Consider the following 20,930-nt stretch of genomic DNA (forward strand, 5'->3'; position numbering starts at 1 on the left):
GCCCCCGCCGACCGAGAGCGCCTTATCCGATATGGAAAAACAATGGTACCGGACCGCTCGGGGGTCGACGTCCCCGATCTTCATCCCCTCCCTCACGGGGACCGTCGGATGGATCAGGCCGCGCAGCACCCCTCCGATCCTCGCGACGACCGGCTTGCCGCCCACGAATCCCAGGGCCTGACCGGCCTCGACGAGGTCGCCGATCTCGGACCGGGGCTCCAGGAAGCCGTCGCCCGGGGACCGGACCAGGCGGTCCGTCGTCGCCCCGCCGATCTCGCCCGGGACCCCTGTATCCGGGGCCGCCTCCCCCTTCAGGATCACCCGGCCCAGGTCGTGTCCCCTCAGGGTCTCCACCACCGCATGGACGTCCCGCGGGGCGCGGAACCCCGGCCCCAGCCCGACGACGCGAGGCGCCATGCCGCGCCTCGTCCCGCAGTTCCGCTTGGCCATGATGGCGTCGACCAGCAGGTCGGGCCTGAGCACCTCCAGACAATCGGCCCGCGGGTCCGCAAGGACCCCCACGGCCCCGTCGTCCGGGAGCTCCCGGACCGACGCGATGCGGCGGACCTCCATGCCGTCGACGACGTGGCTGCCGTCGAACATCGCCTGGGCCGCGGACACCGGACGACGGATCACCATGGGGCGGGCCGTCTCCAGGACCAGCAGCCGGAAGCCTGTCCTCCACAACCTGTAGATCACCCCGGTGGCCAGATCCCCCCCGCCGCGGACTACCGCCAAAGGCATCGCGCCCACCCCCTCGCATCGCGTGCACGCCGGATGTTCCAAACAGAGACAGGGACCCGGAGAGAGCGCCGCAGCATTTCCAGCGAAAAACGAGCGCAAACGCAGCGATCTCCGGTAAAATAGATTATAGAACATCGAGAGGGGAACTCGCCTGAAAGATTTTGGCTCCACAGCTCCGGTCCGCAAGGGGGGATGCGGCGCAGAGCCGCTTTTCTCCGGCGCCGCCGCGCTACCGCCGGCTGGGGCAGCCGTGAAAAAAGGGGGATTCCAATTTGTCCGAATTCAAGATCATCGGCACCTCCGTTCCAAGATTGGACGGGATGGAGAAGGCTACGGGGCGGGCCCGCTTCGTGAACGACTACGACCTGCCGGGGCATTGGCTTGGGGGATTCGTCCGCTCCCCCGTCCCTCATGGGATCCTCACGGGGTTCGACAAGGACCCCGCCTTCGACTGGTCGCGGGTCGTCTTTCTCACCGCTGCGGACATCCCGGGCAGAAATTTCGTGCACATCGTGCGTGACGACTACCCCGTCCTGACGGAGAAGCGCGTCACCTACGTCACGGAGGTCCTGGCCCTGATCGCCGCGCCCGACGAGCCTACCCTCCGTGCGGCGCTCGCGGCGGTCCGCCCCAGGATCGACCCGCTTCCCGCTGCGCTGACGATGGAGGAGGGGCTCGAGGGCAGGGTGAAGGTCTGGGGCGAGGACAACATCCTGGACGAATATCACGTCGACTGCGGCGACGTCAAAAAGGGATTCTCCGAGTCCGACTTTATCATCGAGGGAACCTACGAGACCGGCCTTCAGGAACAGATGTACCTCGAAACGCAGGGCGCGGCCGCCATTCCCCGTCCTGACGGAGAAGCGCGTCACCTACGTCACGGAGGTCCTGGCCCTGATCGCCGCGCCCGACGAGCCTACCCTCCGTGCGGCGCTCGCGGCGGTCCGCCCCAGGATCGACCCGCTTCCCGCTGCGCTGACGATGGAGGAGGGGCTCGAGGGCAGGGTGAAGGTCTGGGGCGAGGACAACATCCTGGACGAATATCACGTCGACTGCGGCGACGTCAAAAAGGGATTCTCCGAGTCCGACTTTATCATCGAGGGAACCTACGAGACCGGCCTTCAGGAACAGATGTACCTCGAAACGCAGGGCGCGGCCGCCATTCCCCATCCGGACGGAACCCTCGAGATCATCCCGTCCCTCCAGTGTCCCTTCTACGTGCACAACGCCGTGGTCCAGGCCCTGGGGGTCCCCGAGGGGAAGGTCCTGATCCGTCAGCCCGTCACGGGCGGAGGCTTCGGCGGCAAGGAGGACTACCCCTCCATGATGGCCGTCTGGTGCGGACTTCTGGCTCTCAAGTCCGGCCATACCGTCAAGCTGGTCCTCGACCGCAAGGAGGACATCGAGGCCACCCCCAAGCGCCATCCCTCCAGGGTCTATCACAGGACGGGCTTCAAAAAGGACGGGACGATCACGGCGATGGAGATCGACCTGCTCCTGAACGGCGGCGCCTACACCACCCTGACCCGGGTGGTGCTGCAGCGTGCCACCCTGCACGCCGCGGGAGCCTATACCGTCCCCAACGTGAAGATCCGGGGACGCGCCGTGGCCACGAACACCCCGCCAACCGGGGCCTTTCGGGGCTTCGGGGCTCCCGAGGCCTTCTTCGCCGTGGAGCGCCAGATGGACAGGGCCGCGATGAAGCTGGGAATGGACCCGCTGGACCTCCGTCTCAAAAACCTGATCCACAGGGGCGATCTCTTCCCCTTCAATCAGCGCCTCGAGTCCGGCGCCAGTGCGGAGGCCGTCCTGCTGCGGGCCGCGGAGCTCTCCCACTACCGGGAGAAAAGGGCCCGCTACGAGGCGGAGAGGGCCCAAAACAAGCGCATCCGCCACGGCATCGGGCTCTCCATCGTCATGCACGGAGGCGGATTCACCGGAAGCGGCGAGGACAACATGGGCACGACCGTCCGGGTCGAGTTCCGGGACGGCCGTTTTCTGGTGCTGGCCAGCAGCGTCGAGATGGGGCAGGGCTCGGCGACGATCCTGCCCATGGTGGCCGCCGAGACGCTTGGCGTTGGGCTGGATCGGGTCACCGCCCCTCCCGCCGACACGAACCACGTCCCCAACAGCGGCCCCACCGTCGCATCCCGGACGACGATGTTCGTGGGGGCGGCGACGCACGACGCCTGCCAAAACCTGATCGGGGAGCTGACCGGGTTCCTGTCGGACGAGAACGCCTGCCCGGCCTCGGAGATCGCGTTCGAAGAGGGCACGTTCTCGGTCGGGGGACGATCCCTGTCCATTCTCGACGCCGCCTCCGCCTGCGTTGCCCGGCGCGGTGAGCTGTCCGCCGAGGGGACCTACAAAGGGCCGCCGACGGCCAATCCATGGGATGATCGAGGCTTCTCGGGGGATGCCTACAAGGGCTATTCCTGGCTCGCCACGGTCGTCGAGCTGGAGGTCGACATGGATACCTACGAGGCCAACCCCATCCACACCACCGCCGTGGCGGAGATCGGGAGGGTCATCCATCCCGTGCTCGCCGCCGGGCAGCTTGCGGGCGGGGTGCTGCAAAGCCTGGGGTGGGCACACATCGAGGACCTGACCGTCCGGCCCGACGGGGCCTACAGCGCCGCCCACATGAGTTCCTACCTCGTCCCCACGACGCTGGATACGCCGAGGTGGACGATCGACACGATCGAGGACCCCTGCCCCGCCGGGGGGTTCGGAGCCAAGGGAATGGGCGAGCTTCCCTGCAACGGCAGCGCCCCGGCGTTTCTGTCGGCGCTGGACAACGCACTCGACGTCTTTGCGGAGCGGGCTCCGGCGACGGGGGAATATCTCTTCGAGCTGCTGGAGGCGAATCAGAGGATCGAGGCCGTGGCCCATTGAGGTCCGCTCGAGGCTCCGGCTGAGGGAGGTTCCAACTGGGGGAGGTTCCATCCGAACCGATATCCGCGGACAAGGGGAGAGACGAGACGATGCACATAGAACTGACCGTAAACGGGGAGCTGCGCTCGGCCGACGTGGAGCCGATGACACGGCTGATCGACATCATCCGAAACGACCTGCGCCTTACGGGGACCAAGGAGGGCTGCGGGGAGGGGGAATGCGGGGCCTGCTCCGTCATCATGGACGGCCGGCTGGTGACCTCCTGCCTCGTCCCGGCCATCCAGGCCGCCGGAAGCAGCATCACGACCATCGAGGGCATCGGGACCCCGGAGAGACCGAGCGACCTTCAGGTCATCTTCAACGAGGAGGGGGCCATCCACTGCGGGTTCTGTACGCCCGGAATGATCGTGGCGGCCCACAGCCTCCTGGAGAGGAACCCCGAGCCGAACGACGACGAGATTCGCCGGGAGCTCTCGGGCAACATCTGCCGCTGCACCGGCTACGGCTCCATCTGCGGCGCGGTCGCCCGCGCGGCGAGCGAGGGCTACGGACACAGAATAGAACCGGCCGCCAACCTCTGCAAAAGCAGGAGCCCCGTCTTCACGGAGGGCGAGGCCGGGCGCTACTTCACCCCGAAGACCCTCGACGAGGCCCTGAGGATCCTGAACGACCACCCCGGCCTTCTGATCCTCTCCGGCTGCACCGACATCCTGGTGGACACGCGGAGCGGGCGCACGACGGCGGACCGGGCCATCGACATCTTCGGCATCCCCGAGCTCCACAGGATCTACAAGGGGGACGACGGCTACATCCACATCGGGGGCAGCGTCACAAACGACGAGCTGGACAATAGTCCCCTGATCAACGAACTGCTCCCGGCCCTGGCGTACTGCGCCCGGCGCTGCGGCGGCCCCGCGATTCAAAACCGGGCCACCGTGGGGGGCAATCTCTGCACGGCCAGCGGGGCCGGAGACCTGCCGGTCGTGCTGCTGGCCTTCGACGCCCTCGTCCTCCTGGCCGGAGCCGATGGAACGACACGCATGAGGACGGAGGATTTCGTGACCGGATATCGACAGACGACCCTGAAGCCCAATCAGATCGTCCAGGAAATCCTGATCCCCCTACCCGCCCCGGGCTCCCGGCAGGCATTCTTCAAAAGGGGGTCCCGAAAGGCCCTGACCCTCTCCCGCGTCTCCCTGGCCTCCTATCTGGAGCTCGAACAAAACAGGGTCAGGGTCCTGCGCTTCGCGGCCGGCAGCATGTCCCCCATCCCCAGACGCCTGAAGCGGACCGAGGAGGCGCTCATGGGGAAGACCTTCGACGCCGCCCTCATCGAAAGGGCCGGGGACCTGGCCGCCGAGGAGATCAGCCCGCGAAAGCAGACCGCCTACCGCAAGAAGATCACCGGCAACCTGGTGCGCCGCTTCTTCGAGGAGATCGTATCGAAGGGCTCCTGATCGCCGTGCGGAGGGCATTTTTTCCGTAGAACTCCCGACTCCCCCGCCTTTGCGATGGAGCGCCTCATAGTGTACAATGGAGGTCGGAATTAAAAGGTCAGGCGGGGGCGTGTCCCCGCCCACAAATTAGAGGAGGTTCGCCGTATGGACTGGGTAAAGGCTTCGGCTACGACCGTCGTCTGCGAGGAAAAAGGTACGACTTTGCGGGATGTCGTCCAGGGGATCATGGACGGGGCGGAGACCCCGGAGGACATCATGGAGATGCTGGACATCGCGAGCACGGACAAGGGCGCGGACCAGATTCCGGAGATACTGGACGTCTTCGTCCCCGTGGTCAATGCATGGAGGAGCGGCGGCTGCGGAGGCGGCTGTTCGGGCTGCAGCGGGGGGTGCTGCGGCGAATGAAGGCAAGGCCGCTCCGCCAGGCACGTTTTCTCTCTTGTTTTACTGTTGCGCTTCTTATTGCGATTGTCGTGAACCTTATGGTGAATGAGGAGGGGTACTCGATGGAACGAACTGGAGTTATCACGATGGCGGGCAACGCGCTGACCCTTGTGGGGCCTGCGCTGAAGGCGGGGGACAAGGCTCCCGACTTTACGGTTCTGGACGAGTCGCTCGCCCCCAAAACGCTCAAGGACTTCAAGGGCAAGATCAAGGTCATATCCGTGACGCCCTCGCTGGATACCCCGGTCTGCGATCTGCAGCTTCATTGGTTCAACGAGGACGCGGCGAAACAGCCGGAGAAGGTTGTCGTGATCAACCTCAGCATGGACCTGCCCTTCGCGGTCAAGCGATTCTGCGCCACGGCGGGGATCGAGAACGTCATGGCGCTCTCCGACCATCGGGACGCCTCCTTCGGGACGGCCTACGGCGTGCTGATCAAGGAGCTTCGCCTTCTGGCGCGCTCCATCTTCATCATCGACAAGGACGACGTGATCCGCTACGTCCGTATCGTGCCCGAGCAGACGAACGAGCCGGACTACGAGGACGCGATCAAGGCCCTGAACTCCCTGCTTTAGGCATTCGGAAAAATCCTTCGCCGCCTCGGCGGGGAGGCCGCGAGGCGGGTCCCTGTAGGGCCCGCCTCGTTCGTTCAAACTAAAGGATCGATTTGCAGCGGATGTAATTGACGCCGCTCCCCCGGGAGGAGCGCAGCGTCCCCTCCACGACCACGGGGTCCCCGGCCTGTTTCCCGTTCAGGACGTCCCTCAACGCGTCGTCATAGACCCGCACCACCAGAAAATCGCGGCGCGGGGAACCGTCCGGATCCTGGTTGTCCTGACGAACCGCGAACTGTACGTATTTTCCCGTCCCGGTCTCCCCCTCCGTCCGTCCCTTGAGGAGGTGCACCTGTCCCGAGACCCGCACGCTGTTCTCCCAATTCAAAGGAAACACCCTCTTTCCGTCATTTCGTGCCGGGACGGCCAAGCCATCCATAACGCACTCGATACAATCCGTAAAAAATCGAAAGGCGCCCTCTCTCAAGGGCGTCCCGTCACTGGCTGAGAACCTCCAGCCGCTCTGCGGAAAGATACATGTCGCCGCTCCCACGCGAGGCACGCAGCACGCCCTCCACCTTGATCGCGGCTCCCTCGTCCAGCTCCTTCAACTGTTTCTGCACCTCGGGAACGAAGGCGCGCACCGTCAGGAAGTCCTTGCGGACGGTCCCATCCGTCCAGAGATTCTCATGTCTGATGGAGAAGGGGAAATACTTCCGCTCCTTTTTATCGCCCTTGATGAAATGCAGCAACCCCGATACCGTGACGCTGTTTTCGATCTGCACCACTACGCTTCACCTCTTCTTAAGTAGGATTCCCGGAAAAGAAAGCGATATCAAAAACGCCCTCACTCAGCCCCCGGCCCCATCGAACGGCCGGGCGGTACCACCGCGGGAAAAGCATTCCGTCCTCATTTTACCTCGCAAAGCGGCAAACCGAAAGCCTCCCTGTGGAGCCCGAAGCCCACGGGCTGCGGCGGCTTTATCGAGGATCGGGCGCGCTGTCGTACAGGCTGAACCGACTTCGACCCTGCAGCCGTCCGATGCGGCGGAATCATGAAGGAGGACGGGCTCAGGATGCCCTGGACGCACGCCTCTCCTTCCACGACTGGACCCCCCAGATCAAGGCAAGCACGAGGAACCCCGCCAGATCCGATTTCCATCCGGGGATCATCAGCCCCAGGGCTCCGGCCAGGGCGAGGACGCGCAGGTCCAGGGAGATCGGCGCCTTGAAGAACCCTATCGTCGACATCCCCAGCAGGAAGACGCCGATCAGCGCGGTGGTCACGGCGAGGGCGAAGGGCAGAAGCTCGAAGTCCACCAGGACGAGTATGGGGTTATAGGCATAGATGTAGGGGACCAGAAAGCCCGCCAGGGCCAGTTTTGTAGCCGTCGTCCCCGTCCTGAAGGCATCCGCGCGGGCGATGCCCGCCCCCGCATAGGCCGCCAGGGCGACGGGCGGCGTGAGGTCCGCCGCGATGCCGAAGTAGAGCACGAACATATAGGCCGCCATGGGAGGAATGCCCAGCTGAATGAGAGCCGGCGCCGCCATGGTGCTCGTCACGATGAAGTTGGCCGTCGTCGGAAGCCCCATGCCCAGGAAGATCGAGGCGACCATGGTGAAGATCAGGGTCAGCAGCAGGCTGCCACCCGCCAGAGTGACGATGGCGTGGGCCAGCTTCAGCCCCAATCCCGTCAGGGTCGCCGTCCCGATGATCAGCCCCACCGTCGCGCAGGCGCAGGCCACCCCCAAGGCTCCGCGCGCCCCGTTCTCCAGGCCCTCCCATAGTCTTGCCGGGGTCAGCCACGTATCGCGGCGGAAATAGGAGGTGACGAGCGTCAGGATGATTCCCCGAAAGGCCGCCTGAAGGGGCGTGTAGCCGGCAACGAGGAAATAGATGATCCCCGCCAGCGGGATCAGCAGGTGTCCGCGCTCCCAAAGGAGCGTCCGCAGGCGCGGCAATCGTTCCCTGGGCAGTCCCTTGAGCCCCAGGCGCGTGGCCTCGTAGTGCACCTGGACGATGACCGCGATGTAATAGAGAAGTGCGGGGACGACCGCGGCCAACGCCACCTCGACGTAGGATATCCCCATGGTCTGGGCCATGATGAAGGCCGCCGCCCCCATGACGGGCGGCATGATCTGCCCTCCGGTCGAGGCGACGGCCTCCACGGCCCCGGCGAAATGGGGCTGGTACCCCACGCTCTTCATCAGGGGGATGGTGAACATCCCGGTGGTGCAGACGTTGGCGACCGAGGAGCCCGAGATCGTGCCCATGATCCCCGAGCTGACGACGGCGACTTTGGCCGGGCCGCCGGCCGACCAGCCGGCCAGCGCCATGGACAGGTCGATGATGTACCTGCCGAGCCCCGTCTGCTCCACGATGGATCCGAACAGGATGAACATGAAGACGAACGTCGCGGAGACGGCGAGGGGCGTCCCGAACACCCCCTCGGTCCCCAGGTACATGTGGTTGATGATGCGGTAGAAGTTGTACCCGCGATGCTGGAACAGCGACGGAGCGTATCGTCCGAAATAACAGTACACGAGGGCCACGATCACGATGATGGGCAAGATGGGGTTGGAGACCCTCCGCGTCGCCTCCAGGACCACGACGATGCCCAGGAGCCCTACGGCCAGGTCCAGGGTGTTCGGCATCCCGGCCCGGGCCAGCATGGAGCCGTAAAACTCCGCGGCCATATAAAGGGTCACGAAGGCCCCCACCGCCGCCCAGAGGTAATCGTACCAGGGAATGCGGTCCCTCGGACTTCGGGACGTCGCGGGATATAGAAGAAAGACCAGGACGAGGACAAAACAAAGGTGAATGGGGCGCTGCCACATCTCCTTGAGCAGGCCGAAGGCCGAGGTGTAGAGATGGAACAGGGACATCATCACCGCAATGACGGAGATCATCCTCCCCGTCCAGTCCGACGGGGAACGGAAACGGGACTCGCTGTCGTACCGCCTCTTGATCTCCTCCACATCGATATCGCCGGGGGCGTTGCTCACAATCCGTTCTGCCAAGTATCTCCCCTCCTCGGAGGTCCAGTTCTTCAAAACCGGGTCGCGCCGTCGCTTCACTGCACGCGCAGGACCAGGCGACGCCCCGGATAGAGCTCGAAAAGCGGCAGCACTTCGCCGGAGGGCAGGGTCAGGGTATTTCGTCCAAAACGCGCGTCCCCCACCCTCAGGACGATGGACTCGAAGGACCGCCCTCCCCCGATGTAACGGTACCAGGGCGGATCGTGCACGAAGCGCCCTCGCGGGGGGGCCTCCGTGGGGAGCCCGGCGTTGGTGGACTGGGTGCGCTCCTCCCAGAGCCACAGCCTTCGACCGTCCGCATAATAACGGTCGACCACCGGGCACAGCTGCACGGAGTGAATGTACTCCGTCTCGAAGGACTCGCCGGGATAAAGAGGGAAGGAGCAAAGCGCCCTGCCCTCATTGTCACAAAGCGAGACCCGCGGCGTCAGCGCATCCAGGGCCAGGACGAGCGCGCCGCACCACAGGACGAGAATCCCCCCAAGCGCCCAGCGAGACCTCACCGCAGCCCTTCGAGGACGCGCATCCAGTTGCCCCCCAACAGCTTGTCCGCGGCCCGGGGCGGGAACTCCCGGCGGACCGCCTCGACGAAGGGCGCCACATGCCTGTAGGAGGGGAACACGCTGTTGACGCGCTCCCCCTCCGGGAGGGCGAATTCGCAGAGGTCGAGGCCCAACCCCACGTGATCCTCTCCGGCGACCTCGACGATATGCCGGGCATGGTCGAGCAGCCCCGCATAGCGCGGCCTCCCCTCCGGAATGGGCGGGAGCTTCGGGGCCACGGCCTCGGGGCATCCCGGCCTGTCATCCTCACCGGCGTACACGAAATGGACCATGTTGTTGAGCCCGATGGCGCCGCCCCGGGAGGCCAGGGCCGCGATCTGCTCGTCCGTCAGGTTGCGGGCGACGCCGCAGAGGGCGCGGCAGTTGGAATGCGAGGCGATCACGGGTCCGTTGAAGAAGCGCAGGACGTCGCGGAACCCGACGTCGTTCAGATGGCTGACGTCCACGATCATCCCCAGCCGGTCGGCCTCCCGCAGAAGGGCGACGCCGAAGGACGTCAGGCCGCCGACCGTCCCCTCCTCGAGAGGGCGGAAATGGCAGCCGTCCGCCGCCGCATTTCTGCGGCTCCAGGCAAGTCCCACAAGGCGCACGCCGAGCTCGTGGAAGACGGAGAGAAGCTGGAGGTCGCTGCCCAGGGGGTCGACCCCCTCGAAAGACAGGAAGAGAGCGAGCTTCCCCTCCTCCACGGCACGCCGAGCCTCCTCGGCCGTGCGGCAGAGCGCGAGGAGCCCCGGGGACTCCCGCATCTCGGCATGGAGGTTGCCTATCTGCCTCAGGGCCTCGCGCAGCGCCATCTCGGGGATGTATTCGCTTGCGACGAAGAGCGAGCAGACCAGCACGTTGACCCCCGCGGCACGCAGGTCGTCGAGATAGAAACGCTCTATGACGCGGGTCTCCCCTCTTCTGCGAAGACGGGAGACGTCCATCAGAAGGTCGTAATGGGCATCGACGACGATGGCGGACACGAAAGATCACACTCCGAATACAGGGATTCGAGGACACCTCGAGTGATTGAAATCGCCAAAAGTATACGGCATTGAAGGGGAAAACGCAAAAAACGTCCCTCTGGCGGGCCTCCGCTCCGGGGTTCCCGGTTCCCCTCCATGCCGGGGGCAGCGGCGTCCCGAAAGTCCCGGCACCATCATGCCCCCGGTGCACGGGGTATGTTTTCCTTGACAAACCTCGGCGCCGTCAATACAATGAACGAAGTTTCATTGTAGGCTGCAAACAGAGTAAGCTGTGTGCGTCAAGTGTCCACGGATGGGATGTCGCCGTGGAACGAAACGGGAGACCGTACGGTGCATAGCTGCGTCCGCTGTTGAGGTTGTGTTTCACTCATCGCGGAGCGCTGTCGAGGACAGTGCTCTTTTTGTTCGCCTTCATCATCGATGATGAGGTGATCGTCATGAAAAATATCCGTACCGCATTCCCCGCCATTTCCGCCCGTTTCCTCGGATTCCTTCCTTCCCTCATTTCGTCCTTCGTTCCATCGTTTTTCGCTCCATCGCTCTCCGCTCTGGCGTCCTTTGTGCTGGCCGGTCTTATGTTCCTCACCGCTCTTTCGGAGCCCGCCCTCGCACAGGCCGATTTTCACATCGGGCTCATGACGGGGACCGTCTCCGCCGCCGAGGACTCCCTCCGAGGTGCGGAGAGCCTGATCAACCGCTATGGAAGCGCGGAAAATGGAGGCATGATCCTCCACGTGACCTATCCCGACCAGTTCATCTCCGAGATGGAGACCACCATCGGCCAGATTGTGGGGCTTGCCGATGACCCCAAGATGAAGGCGATCGTCGTCAGTCACGGCATCCCCGGGACGACGGAGGGTTTCCGCCGCGTCCGGGAACGGCGCCCCGACATCCTCCTCTTCGTCGGGGAGGCCCATGAGGACCTGAACGTCGTTGCCTCCGCCGCGGATCTGGTGGTGAACGCGGACAGCTTCAGCCGCGGCTACCTGATCCCCCTGGCCGCCAAGGAGGTCGGGGCCAAAAATTTCGTCCACATCTCCTTTCCGCGTCACATGAGCTTCGAGACCCTGGGGCGCAGGCGCGCCATCATGGAGGAGGCCTGCCGGGACCTTGGGCTCTCCTTCTACGCCGAGTCGGCGCCCGACCCGCTCAGCGACGTCGGGGTGGCCGGCGCCCAGCAGTTCATCCTGGAGAAGATGCCCGTCTGGCTGAAAAAATACGGCAGGGATACGGCCTTTTTGTGCACCAACTACACGCATATCGAGCCCATGCTCACGCGGGTCATCGAGCAGGGGGGCTACGTGGTCGACCTGTTCTCTCCGATCATGGGGCTGCCGGGAGCGCTGGGAATAGACCTCTCGAGGGAAAAGGGGAACTGGCCCGCCATCCTGAAAAAGGTGGAGCGTTTCGTGGTGGAGGCCGGCGCGGGGGGCCGCATCGGGACAGGGGCGTTCTCCTACGACTACACGAACGTCGTCGCCCTGGCGGAGTTCGGAAAACGCTGCATCGAAGGCAAGGCGCGTCTCGAAAGCCTAACCGATCTGCGCGCGTGTTACGAGCTTCACACCCCGGGCGCCCATTGGAGCGCCATACATTATGTCGATGCGGGGACAGGCCTTCGTCTGAAAAATGTGGTGCTGGTCAACCAGGACATCTACATCCTGGGACGCGGCTACTTCGGTATCACGGAGACGAAGGTGCCGGAAAAATATTTTCGGATCGGGGCCTTCCCCAGGCGGAGCGACGGCGCCGACGCGCAGCGGCGCTGAGACGAACGCCAGGCAAAGGGCTCATGGTACAACGAAGGAGCATGTTGCGGCCGGATCGAGGGGAATCGGGGCAAAATGAACGAAAAGATGAGATAATAAGGTGGAACGTCCTCCAAAAGGATGTTCAGGTTTTGTATACCTTAGGAGGCTTATCGCTTGATGAAAAATACATCCCGATATCCCTACGGCGGTACACCACGGGATGCCGTCCCTCCCCGCCCGCAACCGAGAAAAAAGAAAAAAAGGAGACGCTCGGTCCTGGGCACGCTGTTCCTGCTCCTTTTTCTTCTCATTCTGCTGCTGATTGGCCTGGCGAGCGCCGGCGTCGCCTGGTACGTCGTCAAGATATCGGCGGACCTGCCCACGATGGTCGACGTCGCCAACCCCAAGAGCAGCGTGGCCTCCGTTCTCTACGACCGCAACGACAAGGTGATCGCAAGGCTCTTCATCGAGAACCGGACCCCGCTTCCGCTGCACCGGATCTCGCCGTGGCTCGTCAAGGCCGTCCTCGCGGCCGAGGACTCCTCCTTCTATCAGCATGGCGGCATCCGCATCGGGTCGATCATGAGGGCCCTCTGGATCGACATCGTGGAGAAGGGCAAGGTCCAGGGAGCGAGCACCATCACCCAGCAGCTTGCGCGCAACCTCTTCCTGTCCCAGGAGAGGAGCATCGCCCGCAAGGCCAAGGAGATCATCATCGCCATGCGCATGGAGAAGCTCTATTCGAAGGACAAGCTCCTGGAGCTCTACCTCAACACCATCAACTTCGGGCGCGGAGCCTGGGGCGCGGAGACGGCCGCGCGCACCTACTTCGGGAAACCCGCGGCGGAGCTGGACATCGCGCAGTCGTCCATCCTGGCCGGCCTGATCGCCAACCCAGGACGCTACAATCCTCTGAGCAACCTCGACAACGCGAAAAACCGCCAGAATTACGTCCTGGGGCGCATGGAGGCCCTGGGCTGGATCGACGCGGCCCAGCGGAAGCAGGCCTACGAGGAAAAACTGGAGTTCCGCAAGCTCGCCAACCGGATCGAGGAGTTCAACCGGGCCCCCTATTTCGTCTCGCACCTTCTGTTCAACGACCTCCTGCCCAAGTACGGCAAGGACACGGTCTACAGCGGAGGGCTGAAGATCTACACCACCCTGGACATCGACCTCCAGATCAAGGCCCAGGAGGCCGTCCAGTCCCTCAAGGCGATGGGCGCCCTGGTGTGCATGACGTCCGAGACGGGGGAGGTCCTCGCGCTCGTGGGCGGCAAGGACTTCAAGACAAGCAAGTTCAACCGCGCGACCCAGGCCTACCGCCAGCCCGGCTCCAGCTTCAAGCCCATCGTATACGCAGCGGCGCTGGAGGAGAACATCATGCCCGGCGACCACTTCATGGACGCGCCCATCACCTTCGCCAACCGCGGGGGCCGGGGACGCAGCTGGTCCCCGAAGAACTCGAGCGGGCAGTATGCGGGCGAGGTCACCCTGCAGAAGGCGCTGACGAGCTCGTACAACACCGTGGCCGTCCGCGTCGCCGCCTATATCGGCACGGACCCCGTCGTGACCATGGCGCGGAACATGGGGATCGAATCGCGCTACCTCCCCAACGACCTCTCGGTCGCCCTCGGGGCGGCCAGCGTTACCCCCCTGGAGATGGCCGTGGCCTTCAACTGCTTCAACAACGGGGGCAAAAGGGTCGTCCCCCTCACGATACGCGAGATCCGCGGCCCCAACGACGAGCTTCTGGAGTCGCGCGAGCCTCAAGCCCTCCAGGCGATGAAGCCGGAGACCGCGTACGCGCTCCGCTCGATGCTGATGGACGTCGTCCGCGCGGGGACCGGTACGAGGGCCTCCGTCCCCAAGGTGGAGACGTTCGGCAAGACCGGGACCTCCAACGATTTCATCGACGCCTGGTTTGTCGGCGGGACCCCCGGGCTGACGGCGGCCGTCTACGTGGGCAAGGACGACCACACCTCGATGGGCAGGGGGAGCGTGGGCGGCATCGCCGCAGCCCCGGCCTGGAAGACGTTCATGGAATACGCCGTGAAAAAGCAGAACACCCCGGCGAAGTTCGATCCGCCTCCGGCATGGGTGGAGACCGAAAAGGTCTCGATCTGCCGGACGACGGGCTACCGCGCCGCGTCGGGCTGTCCCGGCGTCCCCCTGTACCTGCCGATAGGAAAGGCGCCAAGCGCAAGGTGTCCCCTTCATGGGGGCGGCTATGCCGATGCCGAGGAGGACCTGACGGGGCCCAGGCTCTTCCTGATCGAACAGGACAACGACCTCGTTCCGGAGCAGCCCGAGTACCCGTCCGCCCCGCAACAGCAGACGCCCTCGATCGATCCCGAGAATATCCCCGACGCGCCTGCGCCTTATCGCCAGGACCCCAGTCCGGCGGAGGAGATCGAGAGCCGCTATCAGAAGCTTCTCAAGGAATACGGGATAGAATGACAAAAACCTGCAAGGAGGAGAGTCGAACATGAGTGCAAAACGAATCGTCGTCATTGGCGCGGGCCCGGGGGGCTACGTCGCCGCTGTCCACGCCGCCCACCTGGGCGCCTCGGTAACCCTGATCGAGAAAAAGGCCATCGGGGGGACGTGCCTCAACGTCGGGTGCATCCCGACCAAGGTCCTGCTTCATACGGCGGAGCTTCTGAACGAGCTCAAGTCCGAGGCGAAGAGGATCGGTGTGCTGGCCGACAACCCCAGGCTGGACTGGAACGCTCTGATGAAGCGAAAGACTCTGACCGTCTCGCGCCTCTCCAAGGGAACCCTGGACCTCGTGAAGGGGAACGGGGTCGAATACGTGGAGGGACATGCCGTCCTCAAGGGCCCCAGATCTGTGGAGGTGAACGGCAAGGTCTACGAGGCCGACGCCATCCTCATCGCGACGGGTTCCGTCCCCGACGTTCCGGACATCCCCGGCTACGATCTGGAGGGGGTCATCACGAGTGACGACGCCCTCTCCCTGTCCGCCCCCCCCGAGTCCATGGTCGTCTCGGGCGGCGGGATCATCGGCATGGAGTTCGCGGCGGCCTACGCCTCCTTTGGGACCCGCGTCACCGTCGTCGTCACGTCCCCGGAGATCCTGCGCAACCTGGACACGGACATCGCCCTCATCCTGCGCAAGAACCTGGAGAAGAAGGGCGTGAGCTTCCATACGGGGACCAGCATCACGCGGGTGACGCGCTCCGGAGAGGGGCTGAAGCTGGAGCTGACCTCCCCCTCCGGGCCCATGGAGCTGGAGGCGGAGAAGCTTCTGGTCGCCAAGGGGCGCAAGCCCTACACGGAGGGACTGGGGATCGAGGCCCTCGGCATCGAGATGAAGCGCGGACGCATCGTCACCGACCGCCACATGGAGACGAACGTCAAGGGAGTCTACGCCATCGGCGACTGCGTGAACGACTACATGCTGGCCCACGTTGCCTCCCGCGAGGGGGAGGTGGCCGTCGAGAACATCATGGGACAGCCCGTCGAGATGGACTACACCACGACGCCGGGCGCCATCTACACGTCCCCGGAGATCGCGACCGTGGGGCTGATGGAGAAGGAGGCGGCCCAAAAGGGACTGAAGGTCAAGGTGGGGCGCTTCCCCCTGATGATGAACGGCAAGAGCATGATCACGGGAGACACGAGCGGCGTCATGAAGGTCATAGCCGACGAGGAGACGAAGAAAATCCTGGGGGTTCAGATGGTCGGCGGCCCCGCGACGGACATGATCGCGGAGGGCGCGCTGGCGCTGCACTTCGGGGCCACGCCGAAGGACATTCTGCACACGATCCACGCGCACCCCACCGTCTCGGAGTCCATGCTGGAGGCCGCGGCCAACGTGTTTGGGCAGGGCATCCACACGCCCAAGGCATAATCTCGATTCCGGATCGAGCGAACAAACGACGGGAACCCTGTCGCTCAGCGTCTTTTCAACGCCCTGTCTGCATGAAGGGAACACCGTACGCTGCGGATAATGCCGATAGGGTCCCGTCGTTACGATACGCGCTCCACGCAATCTCCGCTTTCGGCCTCGAACGATAACGATTGCCCGATGAGATTCCTCTTTTTATTGACAAGATCGAATCTGGCGTATAAAATACTCCTCGTTGTGCAATGGGGCTATAGCTCAGTTGGGAGAGCGCTTGAATGGCATTCAAGAGGTCAGGGGTTCGAATCCCCTTAGCTCCACCATGGATACCCTCGACCGAAAATTAAGCGGTCGATGAAAAGATTAGAGAAAAGGGCGTTTCCCTCATATCAAGGGGAAACGCCCTTGTTATTTCGTGAGCGGAGCTTATGAAGGGGCAGGGATTCGAAAAGAAATGATTGGTATCAGAAAGCTACGTCTAGGCAAATCAAGGGTTGTTTACAAACCAGGTGAGGTTGCAGGAGAGGAATGCCTGAAGGAGCTTCCATACATGATTTTCAATGGACCTTGCTTTTCCGATACGTTTCGCTTCGGAGGAGGATAGAGTCATGGGCTTGATAGACGATGTGGGATTCGAATAGAGCCCTCTTATGGTGTAAAGATGAACTGTACGCAGTAGCCTGAGGTAAAATATGTGTATGTAGGAGATGATGAGAATCGGGAAATTACGCTTGTACTTGGAGACGACAGTTTTCAACTACTACTTCGATACGGACAGAGACGGACATGAGGATGTCGTCAGACTGTTTGAGGCCATTGGTGCTGGGCGGTATGAAGGGTATGCCTCATGGTATGTGACAGATGAATTAAGGGAAGCACCAGAACCCAAACGGAGTGCCATGCTATCCCTTATAGAACAATATGGAATAGCTGTCTTGGAATCTACGTCCGAAGCAGCTCGGTTGGCTGAGATTTACTTGAAGACCGAAATCATTCCAAGTTCGTACCGTCTCGACAGTTTGCACGTTGCAGCTGCATCTGTTTATAAATTGGACTGTGTGGTCTCTTATAATTTCCGACATATCAATCGAGATAAGACCAGGATATTGACAACCAATGTCAATAATACCGAAGGGTATGGAGGGGTGGTCATCTGTACTGCGAAGGAGGTTTTGCGCCATGAACAACCGGACATCTAACCCGATAGAGGATGAGCTGGATGTAATACGTCTGAAAATCTATGAAAGAATCAAAGATATGACCCCGGAGGAGGAAGTTGCTTATTTTCGTGCACAGAATGAGCCGATAATCAGGCAGTTCAACCTGAAAATGAGTCCCCTTAAGCCGTTGGAGCCCAGAAAGAGGGCGAAGATAGCATCTGGATAAGGTGAGCTTTGCGGGGTTAAATTGGGGTATCCGCGTTTCCACTCACAATCCCTTTGGGGATCTTGAAAGCATAGGGGCGGCAGCAAGTTGCCCCTATTTCTGAATTATTGAGTCGTGAGTATCGGGACCGGTGCTTTAGCTCCACCATCCTCTTTTTATGAATATCCAAGATTCTCCAAAAAGCCCGCTGCCAAGCGTTTTTTTCTTTTGCCTTTACTCCATGAAAGTCTACCTTGATAGGCTACACCCCAAGCACAAACGGCCCACAATCTGACCCACAGGACACGGAGTCGCCCATTTTGTGGGCCACTTCATAAGCTTTTGCGACATCCGGCCTTTTGCCTTTCGGGATCTCGTTCGCTCATCTTGCCGGGGCAGACTGTGGCCCAAGGAGCGGAACTGTGGTCTAAGGGGGCCAAGCTGTCCGGGGTGTCCTCCATAAACGCAGCGTCCCAATAATTTTTTCTTTCCGGCTCTTGTTTAACCATGGTTCAGTATGAACTTGAGCCCCAATCCCTCCCCTTTCGACACGAAGGGCCGCCCTCGTCCTTGGGACGGGAGCGGCCCTTTTTCGGCCCGTACTTCGGCTATGCCGTCAGGCCATGGGGACGAAGGTCAGATCCCGACCCGTGCCGATTCCAGGCGTTCGATCACCGGATCGTTCATCAGCCCCCGGTTGCGCCGGGCGTATTCCAGGGCGGTCCTCCCCGAGTCGTCGACGATGGACGGGTCCGCTCCGGAGTCCAGCAACAGCCCGACGGCCTGGGCAGGCTGCGGGTGGATCAGGGAGGTCATGCAGAGGTAGATCAACGCCGTCCGGCCGTCGTCGGCCCGGGCGTTCACGTCGGCCCCGGCATCGATCAGCATCCTGAGCTGATTCAGGAGGTCCTTGCCGTACAGGGCCACGATCATCAGGGGCGTGGCGCCGTCCCGGTCCCGCGCATGGATGTCCGCACCCCGTTCGAGCAGCAGGGGGAACACTCCGATATCCTTGTTGAAGACCGACTCCACCAGAGGGGTGGAGCCGTTGCCGCGCCGCACGTTGACGTTCGCCCCCCGGTTCAGGGCCGCGCGCACCTGAGCGGTCGTCCCGAAGTGCGCGAGGTGGAGAAAGTCCGACCTCTCGGCGGACAAGGCCCCCGCCGCCATAAAAAGCATCAGGATCGCCGCCAGGGCAAAACGAGCTCCGTTTTTCATTCTCAATTCTCCTCCGTTCGCATCCACAAGAATTCTACGAGCCGATACGGCATGAGCCCCGTCAGGCCGGCTCGAACGTGACCCGGTTCCGACCTTCGCGCTTGCTTCGGTAGAGGCAGTCGTCCATCCGGGAGAGCAGGGAGGCCGACGTCTCTCCCTTGCGGGGCTCCGTGGCGCCGAAGGACATGGTCACACGGACCTCCACCATCCCGGACTGGATCACGGTAGCGCCGATCGCCTCCCGAAGACGGTCCAGGCGGCGCACCAGGTCCTCCGCCGAGATGTTCTTCAACAGGATGAGGAACTCCTCCCCGCCCCAGCGCCCCACGACGTCCGAAGCTCGCAGCTTGTGCGAGAGGACGCGGGCCACCTCCTTGAGCACCTCATCTCCTACGTCGTGGCCGTAGGAGTCGTTGACGTTCTTGAAAAAGTCGATGTCGCACATGACGCCGACGAAGCTCCTCCGCTCCTCCTCCCAAAGCCGGAGGGCCTCCTGGAGCTTCTCCTCGAGATAGCGGCGATTGGGGATGTTCGTCAGGGCGTCGCAGTAGGCGATCTGGCTCATCTCCGAGAGGCGGTTCTCGAGGTCCCTGGACTCCCGGACGGACCCGAAGACCAGGGCCGCGCCGACCACCTTTCCCTTCCGCCCCAACAGGGGAAAAGAGCTCAGCTCGAGGGGGATCCAATACCCATCCCTGTGGCGCAGATTCGTCACGATAGGGACCGTTCCGGAAATCGGGGACGCGGGGATGCAGCTCTCCAGGGAGCCCTGACAGCTGCAGAAGGACACGAGGTTCAGATCCGTCCCACTGATCCAATCGCAGCAAGGCTTCCCCACGACGTCCTCCGCGCGGTACCCCAGAAAAAACTCGGCCGCGTCGTTCCAGTACGTGATCAGGCGCTCCGTATTCAGAAAGCACACCCCGCTGAGGAGCCCATCCAGGAGAACGCGCTCCTGAGGAGAAGGTAACAGAGACTTCACATTTTTTCCTCCTTGCCGGTCCCGCTGCAAATCGTCCCCTCCTCCTGAAATCCGACCCGTCGCCCCAAAGCAGAGGGCTGCAGGACCGCTTACACAACCCCAAACGCCCCCGCCGATCCTGCCCCGAGGTCTGCGGGGGAATGCTATCTCGCCCTTTTGGCCAAGCGTCCCAACTCCTCGACGAGGGGGCGAATGCGTTTGTCGTTCGCCGGTTTCCGAAGCGCATCGGCCGCGCTGATCTTCTTCTTCCAGTACTCCTCGTTGCGCTTGACGCTGATGCTGATGACCGATCCCTCCAGGGAGACCCCGGCGAAGAGCCCCTTCGTCATGGAATAGCTGTAGATGGACGCCTTCATCTGAGCATCCGTCGCGGCCTCGGCGCGCCGCCCCACGGGCCCGGCGGCCACCGACACGTCCCCGCCGAGCTTGGTCTTGCTGCTCAGGAAGGCCTCGACTCCCTTCTCGTTCGTCACGACGAGGATCAGGGAGATCTTCTGGGCCCCGATCTGGAGTCCCAGGGAGCCGCCCCCCAGGTTATAAAAGCTCGGGCCGTACCATTTCCCCTTCTCCTTGCGCAGGATCAGCCCCTCGCCATACTCCCCGCCAAGGATGAATCCCGCCTTGACCATCGAGGGCACGAAGGCGACGGCATGGGCCCCCTCGACGACATCCGCCATGTCCCGCGTGTCGTCCTGATTGAGCATCGCCCTCAGGACATCGACGGAATCCCTGATCAACGACTCCGGGGACGCCGCCGCAGCAGGGGACGCCCTCAGCGCGAAGGTCATGAGGACCAGAACCGCACCCAGGAATTTTCGCATCACTTCGCCGCCTTTCTCTCACAATCGTCCTCTCCGCCGCTTCCCGCCCCCGACGGGGACGCCGCCGCGCACGGACGAGGGAGTCCGTCGGAATGGAGAAGCCCGTCGGACTCGAACATCTGAACCAAAAGCCCATGCCGGAGCCCATTGATGCTCACGGTAAAGGATCCGGCGCCCAACGCCTCCAGCGCGCACAGCACAATGCACGAGCTGGCCAGAACCAGGTCGGCCCGGCTCGCGGGCAGACCGCGAATGCGGCGCCGT

Annotated in this window: 19 protein-coding genes, 1 tRNA gene, 1 pseudogene and 1 riboswitch; of the genes and pseudogenes, 9 read left to right on the top strand and 12 right to left on the bottom strand. The window is 63.1% G+C overall.

The features are described 5' to 3' along the window. From yqeB to ABLA28_RS04900, 3 genes are all read right to left on the bottom strand, one after another. Positions 1 to 744 (bottom strand): selenium-dependent molybdenum cofactor biosynthesis protein YqeB (gene yqeB / locus ABLA28_RS04890; protein ID WP_347712740.1); only part of this gene is annotated, 744 nt, incomplete at its 3' end. Positions 745 to 1,297: 553 nt separating this feature from the next. Then, on the bottom strand, positions 1,298 to 1,453 hold the full coding sequence (locus ABLA28_RS04895) for a hypothetical protein (protein WP_347712741.1): 156 nt from the start codon (positions 1,451 to 1,453) through the stop codon (positions 1,298 to 1,300). 163 nt (positions 1,454 to 1,616) lie between these two features. Next, on the bottom strand, positions 1,617 to 1,772 hold the full coding sequence (locus ABLA28_RS04900; RefSeq protein WP_347712741.1) for a hypothetical protein: 156 nt from the start codon (positions 1,770 to 1,772) through the stop codon (positions 1,617 to 1,619). Here ABLA28_RS04900 and ABLA28_RS04905 point away from each other — a divergent pair. From ABLA28_RS04905 to tpx, 4 genes are all read left to right on the top strand, one after another. Then, positions 1,750 to 3,639, top strand: a complete 1,890-nt coding sequence (locus ABLA28_RS04905) for a molybdopterin cofactor-binding domain-containing protein (RefSeq protein WP_347712742.1) — start codon at positions 1,750 to 1,752, stop codon at positions 3,637 to 3,639. The two genes, ABLA28_RS04900 and ABLA28_RS04905, sit on opposite strands and share 23 nt — an antisense overlap. An 89-nt stretch (positions 3,640 to 3,728) precedes the next feature. Continuing rightward, entirely contained in the window at positions 3,729 to 5,096 is a 1,368-nt protein-coding gene (locus ABLA28_RS04910) for an FAD binding domain-containing protein (protein WP_347712743.1), read from the top strand. Positions 5,097 to 5,240: 144 nt separating this feature from the next. Next, a complete protein-coding gene (locus ABLA28_RS04915; protein ID WP_299300771.1) occupies positions 5,241 to 5,501 on the top strand; it encodes a hypothetical protein in 261 nt (86 codons plus the stop codon). A 101-nt stretch (positions 5,502 to 5,602) separates the two neighbouring features. Then, a complete protein-coding gene (gene tpx, locus ABLA28_RS04920; RefSeq protein ID WP_299300768.1) occupies positions 5,603 to 6,115 on the top strand; it encodes a thiol peroxidase in 513 nt (170 codons plus the stop codon). A 79-nt stretch (positions 6,116 to 6,194) separates the two neighbouring features. Here tpx and ABLA28_RS04925 read toward each other — a convergent pair whose 3' ends face one another. The 5 genes from ABLA28_RS04925 to ABLA28_RS04945 form a co-directional block, all read right to left on the bottom strand. After that, a complete protein-coding gene (locus ABLA28_RS04925; RefSeq protein ID WP_299300268.1) occupies positions 6,195 to 6,482 on the bottom strand; it encodes a DNA-binding protein in 288 nt (95 codons plus the stop codon). Positions 6,483 to 6,591: 109 nt separating this feature from the next. Next, positions 6,592 to 6,882, bottom strand: coding sequence for an OB-fold nucleic acid binding domain-containing protein (locus ABLA28_RS04930; protein ID WP_299300266.1), 291 nt, complete (start codon positions 6,880 to 6,882; stop codon positions 6,592 to 6,594). A 283-nt stretch (positions 6,883 to 7,165) separates the two neighbouring features. After that, complete coding sequence (locus ABLA28_RS04935) at positions 7,166 to 9,115, bottom strand: TRAP transporter permease (protein ID WP_347712744.1); 1,950 nt, start codon at positions 9,113 to 9,115, stop codon at positions 7,166 to 7,168. Positions 9,116 to 9,168: 53 nt separating this feature from the next. Beyond that, positions 9,169 to 9,636 carry a DUF1850 domain-containing protein gene (locus tag ABLA28_RS04940; protein WP_347712745.1) on the bottom strand — a complete coding sequence of 156 codons (468 nt, stop codon included), beginning with the start codon at positions 9,634 to 9,636 and terminating at the stop codon, positions 9,169 to 9,171. Further along, positions 9,633 to 10,661, bottom strand: coding sequence for a membrane dipeptidase (locus tag ABLA28_RS04945; RefSeq protein ID WP_314717588.1), 1,029 nt, complete (start codon positions 10,659 to 10,661; stop codon positions 9,633 to 9,635). Before ABLA28_RS04945 ends, ABLA28_RS04940 begins: the two co-directional genes overlap by 4 nt. A gap of 261 nt (positions 10,662 to 10,922) precedes the next feature. Further along, positions 10,923 to 11,016: riboswitch (THF riboswitch) on the top strand. A 223-nt stretch (positions 11,017 to 11,239) separates the two neighbouring features. Here ABLA28_RS04945 and ABLA28_RS04950 point away from each other — a divergent pair. The 5 genes from ABLA28_RS04950 (at position 11,240) to ABLA28_RS04970 (ending at position 17,666) form a co-directional block, all read left to right on the top strand. After that, positions 11,240 to 12,433, top strand: coding sequence for a DUF3798 domain-containing protein (locus ABLA28_RS04950; RefSeq protein ID WP_299300269.1), 1,194 nt, complete (start codon positions 11,240 to 11,242; stop codon positions 12,431 to 12,433). 159 nt (positions 12,434 to 12,592) lie between these two features. Beyond that, entirely contained in the window at positions 12,593 to 14,872 is a 2,280-nt protein-coding gene (locus ABLA28_RS04955) for a PBP1A family penicillin-binding protein (protein WP_347712750.1), read from the top strand. Between the two features lie 28 nt (positions 14,873 to 14,900). Further along, entirely contained in the window at positions 14,901 to 16,286 is a 1,386-nt protein-coding gene (gene lpdA, locus ABLA28_RS04960; RefSeq protein ID WP_347712746.1) for a dihydrolipoyl dehydrogenase, read from the top strand. A 241-nt stretch (positions 16,287 to 16,527) separates the two neighbouring features. Then, a tRNA-Ala gene (locus ABLA28_RS04965) sits at positions 16,528 to 16,603 on the top strand. 856 nt (positions 16,604 to 17,459) lie between these two features. After that, positions 17,460 to 17,666 carry a hypothetical protein gene (locus ABLA28_RS04970; RefSeq protein ID WP_347712747.1) on the top strand — a complete coding sequence of 69 codons (207 nt, stop codon included), beginning with the start codon at positions 17,460 to 17,462 and terminating at the stop codon, positions 17,664 to 17,666. Between the two features lie 615 nt (positions 17,667 to 18,281). On the opposite strand, the gene ABLA28_RS04975 is transcribed toward ABLA28_RS04970, so the two are convergent. The 4 genes and pseudogenes from ABLA28_RS04975 to ABLA28_RS04990 all read right to left on the bottom strand — a co-directional run. After that, positions 18,282 to 18,863, bottom strand: a complete 582-nt coding sequence (locus ABLA28_RS04975) for an ankyrin repeat domain-containing protein (RefSeq protein WP_347712748.1) — start codon at positions 18,861 to 18,863, stop codon at positions 18,282 to 18,284. A 61-nt stretch (positions 18,864 to 18,924) separates the two neighbouring features. After that, positions 18,925 to 19,845 (bottom strand): GGDEF domain-containing protein, encoded by a 921-nt coding sequence (locus ABLA28_RS04980; RefSeq protein WP_347712749.1) that lies wholly within the window; start codon positions 19,843 to 19,845, stop codon positions 18,925 to 18,927. 143 nt (positions 19,846 to 19,988) lie between these two features. Next, the gene (locus tag ABLA28_RS04985; protein ID WP_314717637.1) at positions 19,989 to 20,666 is read right to left on the bottom strand and encodes a lipid-binding SYLF domain-containing protein; all 678 of its coding nucleotides are present in this window, start codon (positions 20,664 to 20,666) and stop codon (positions 19,989 to 19,991) included. Beyond that, a pseudogene (locus ABLA28_RS04990) lies at positions 20,666 to 20,930 on the bottom strand (hypothetical protein); the annotation flags it as partial. The gene ABLA28_RS04985 and the pseudogene ABLA28_RS04990, both read right to left, overlap by 1 nt.

The organism is uncultured Fretibacterium sp., assembly GCF_963544685.1.
GTDB lineage: Bacteria > Synergistota > Synergistia > Synergistales > Aminobacteriaceae > CAJPSE01.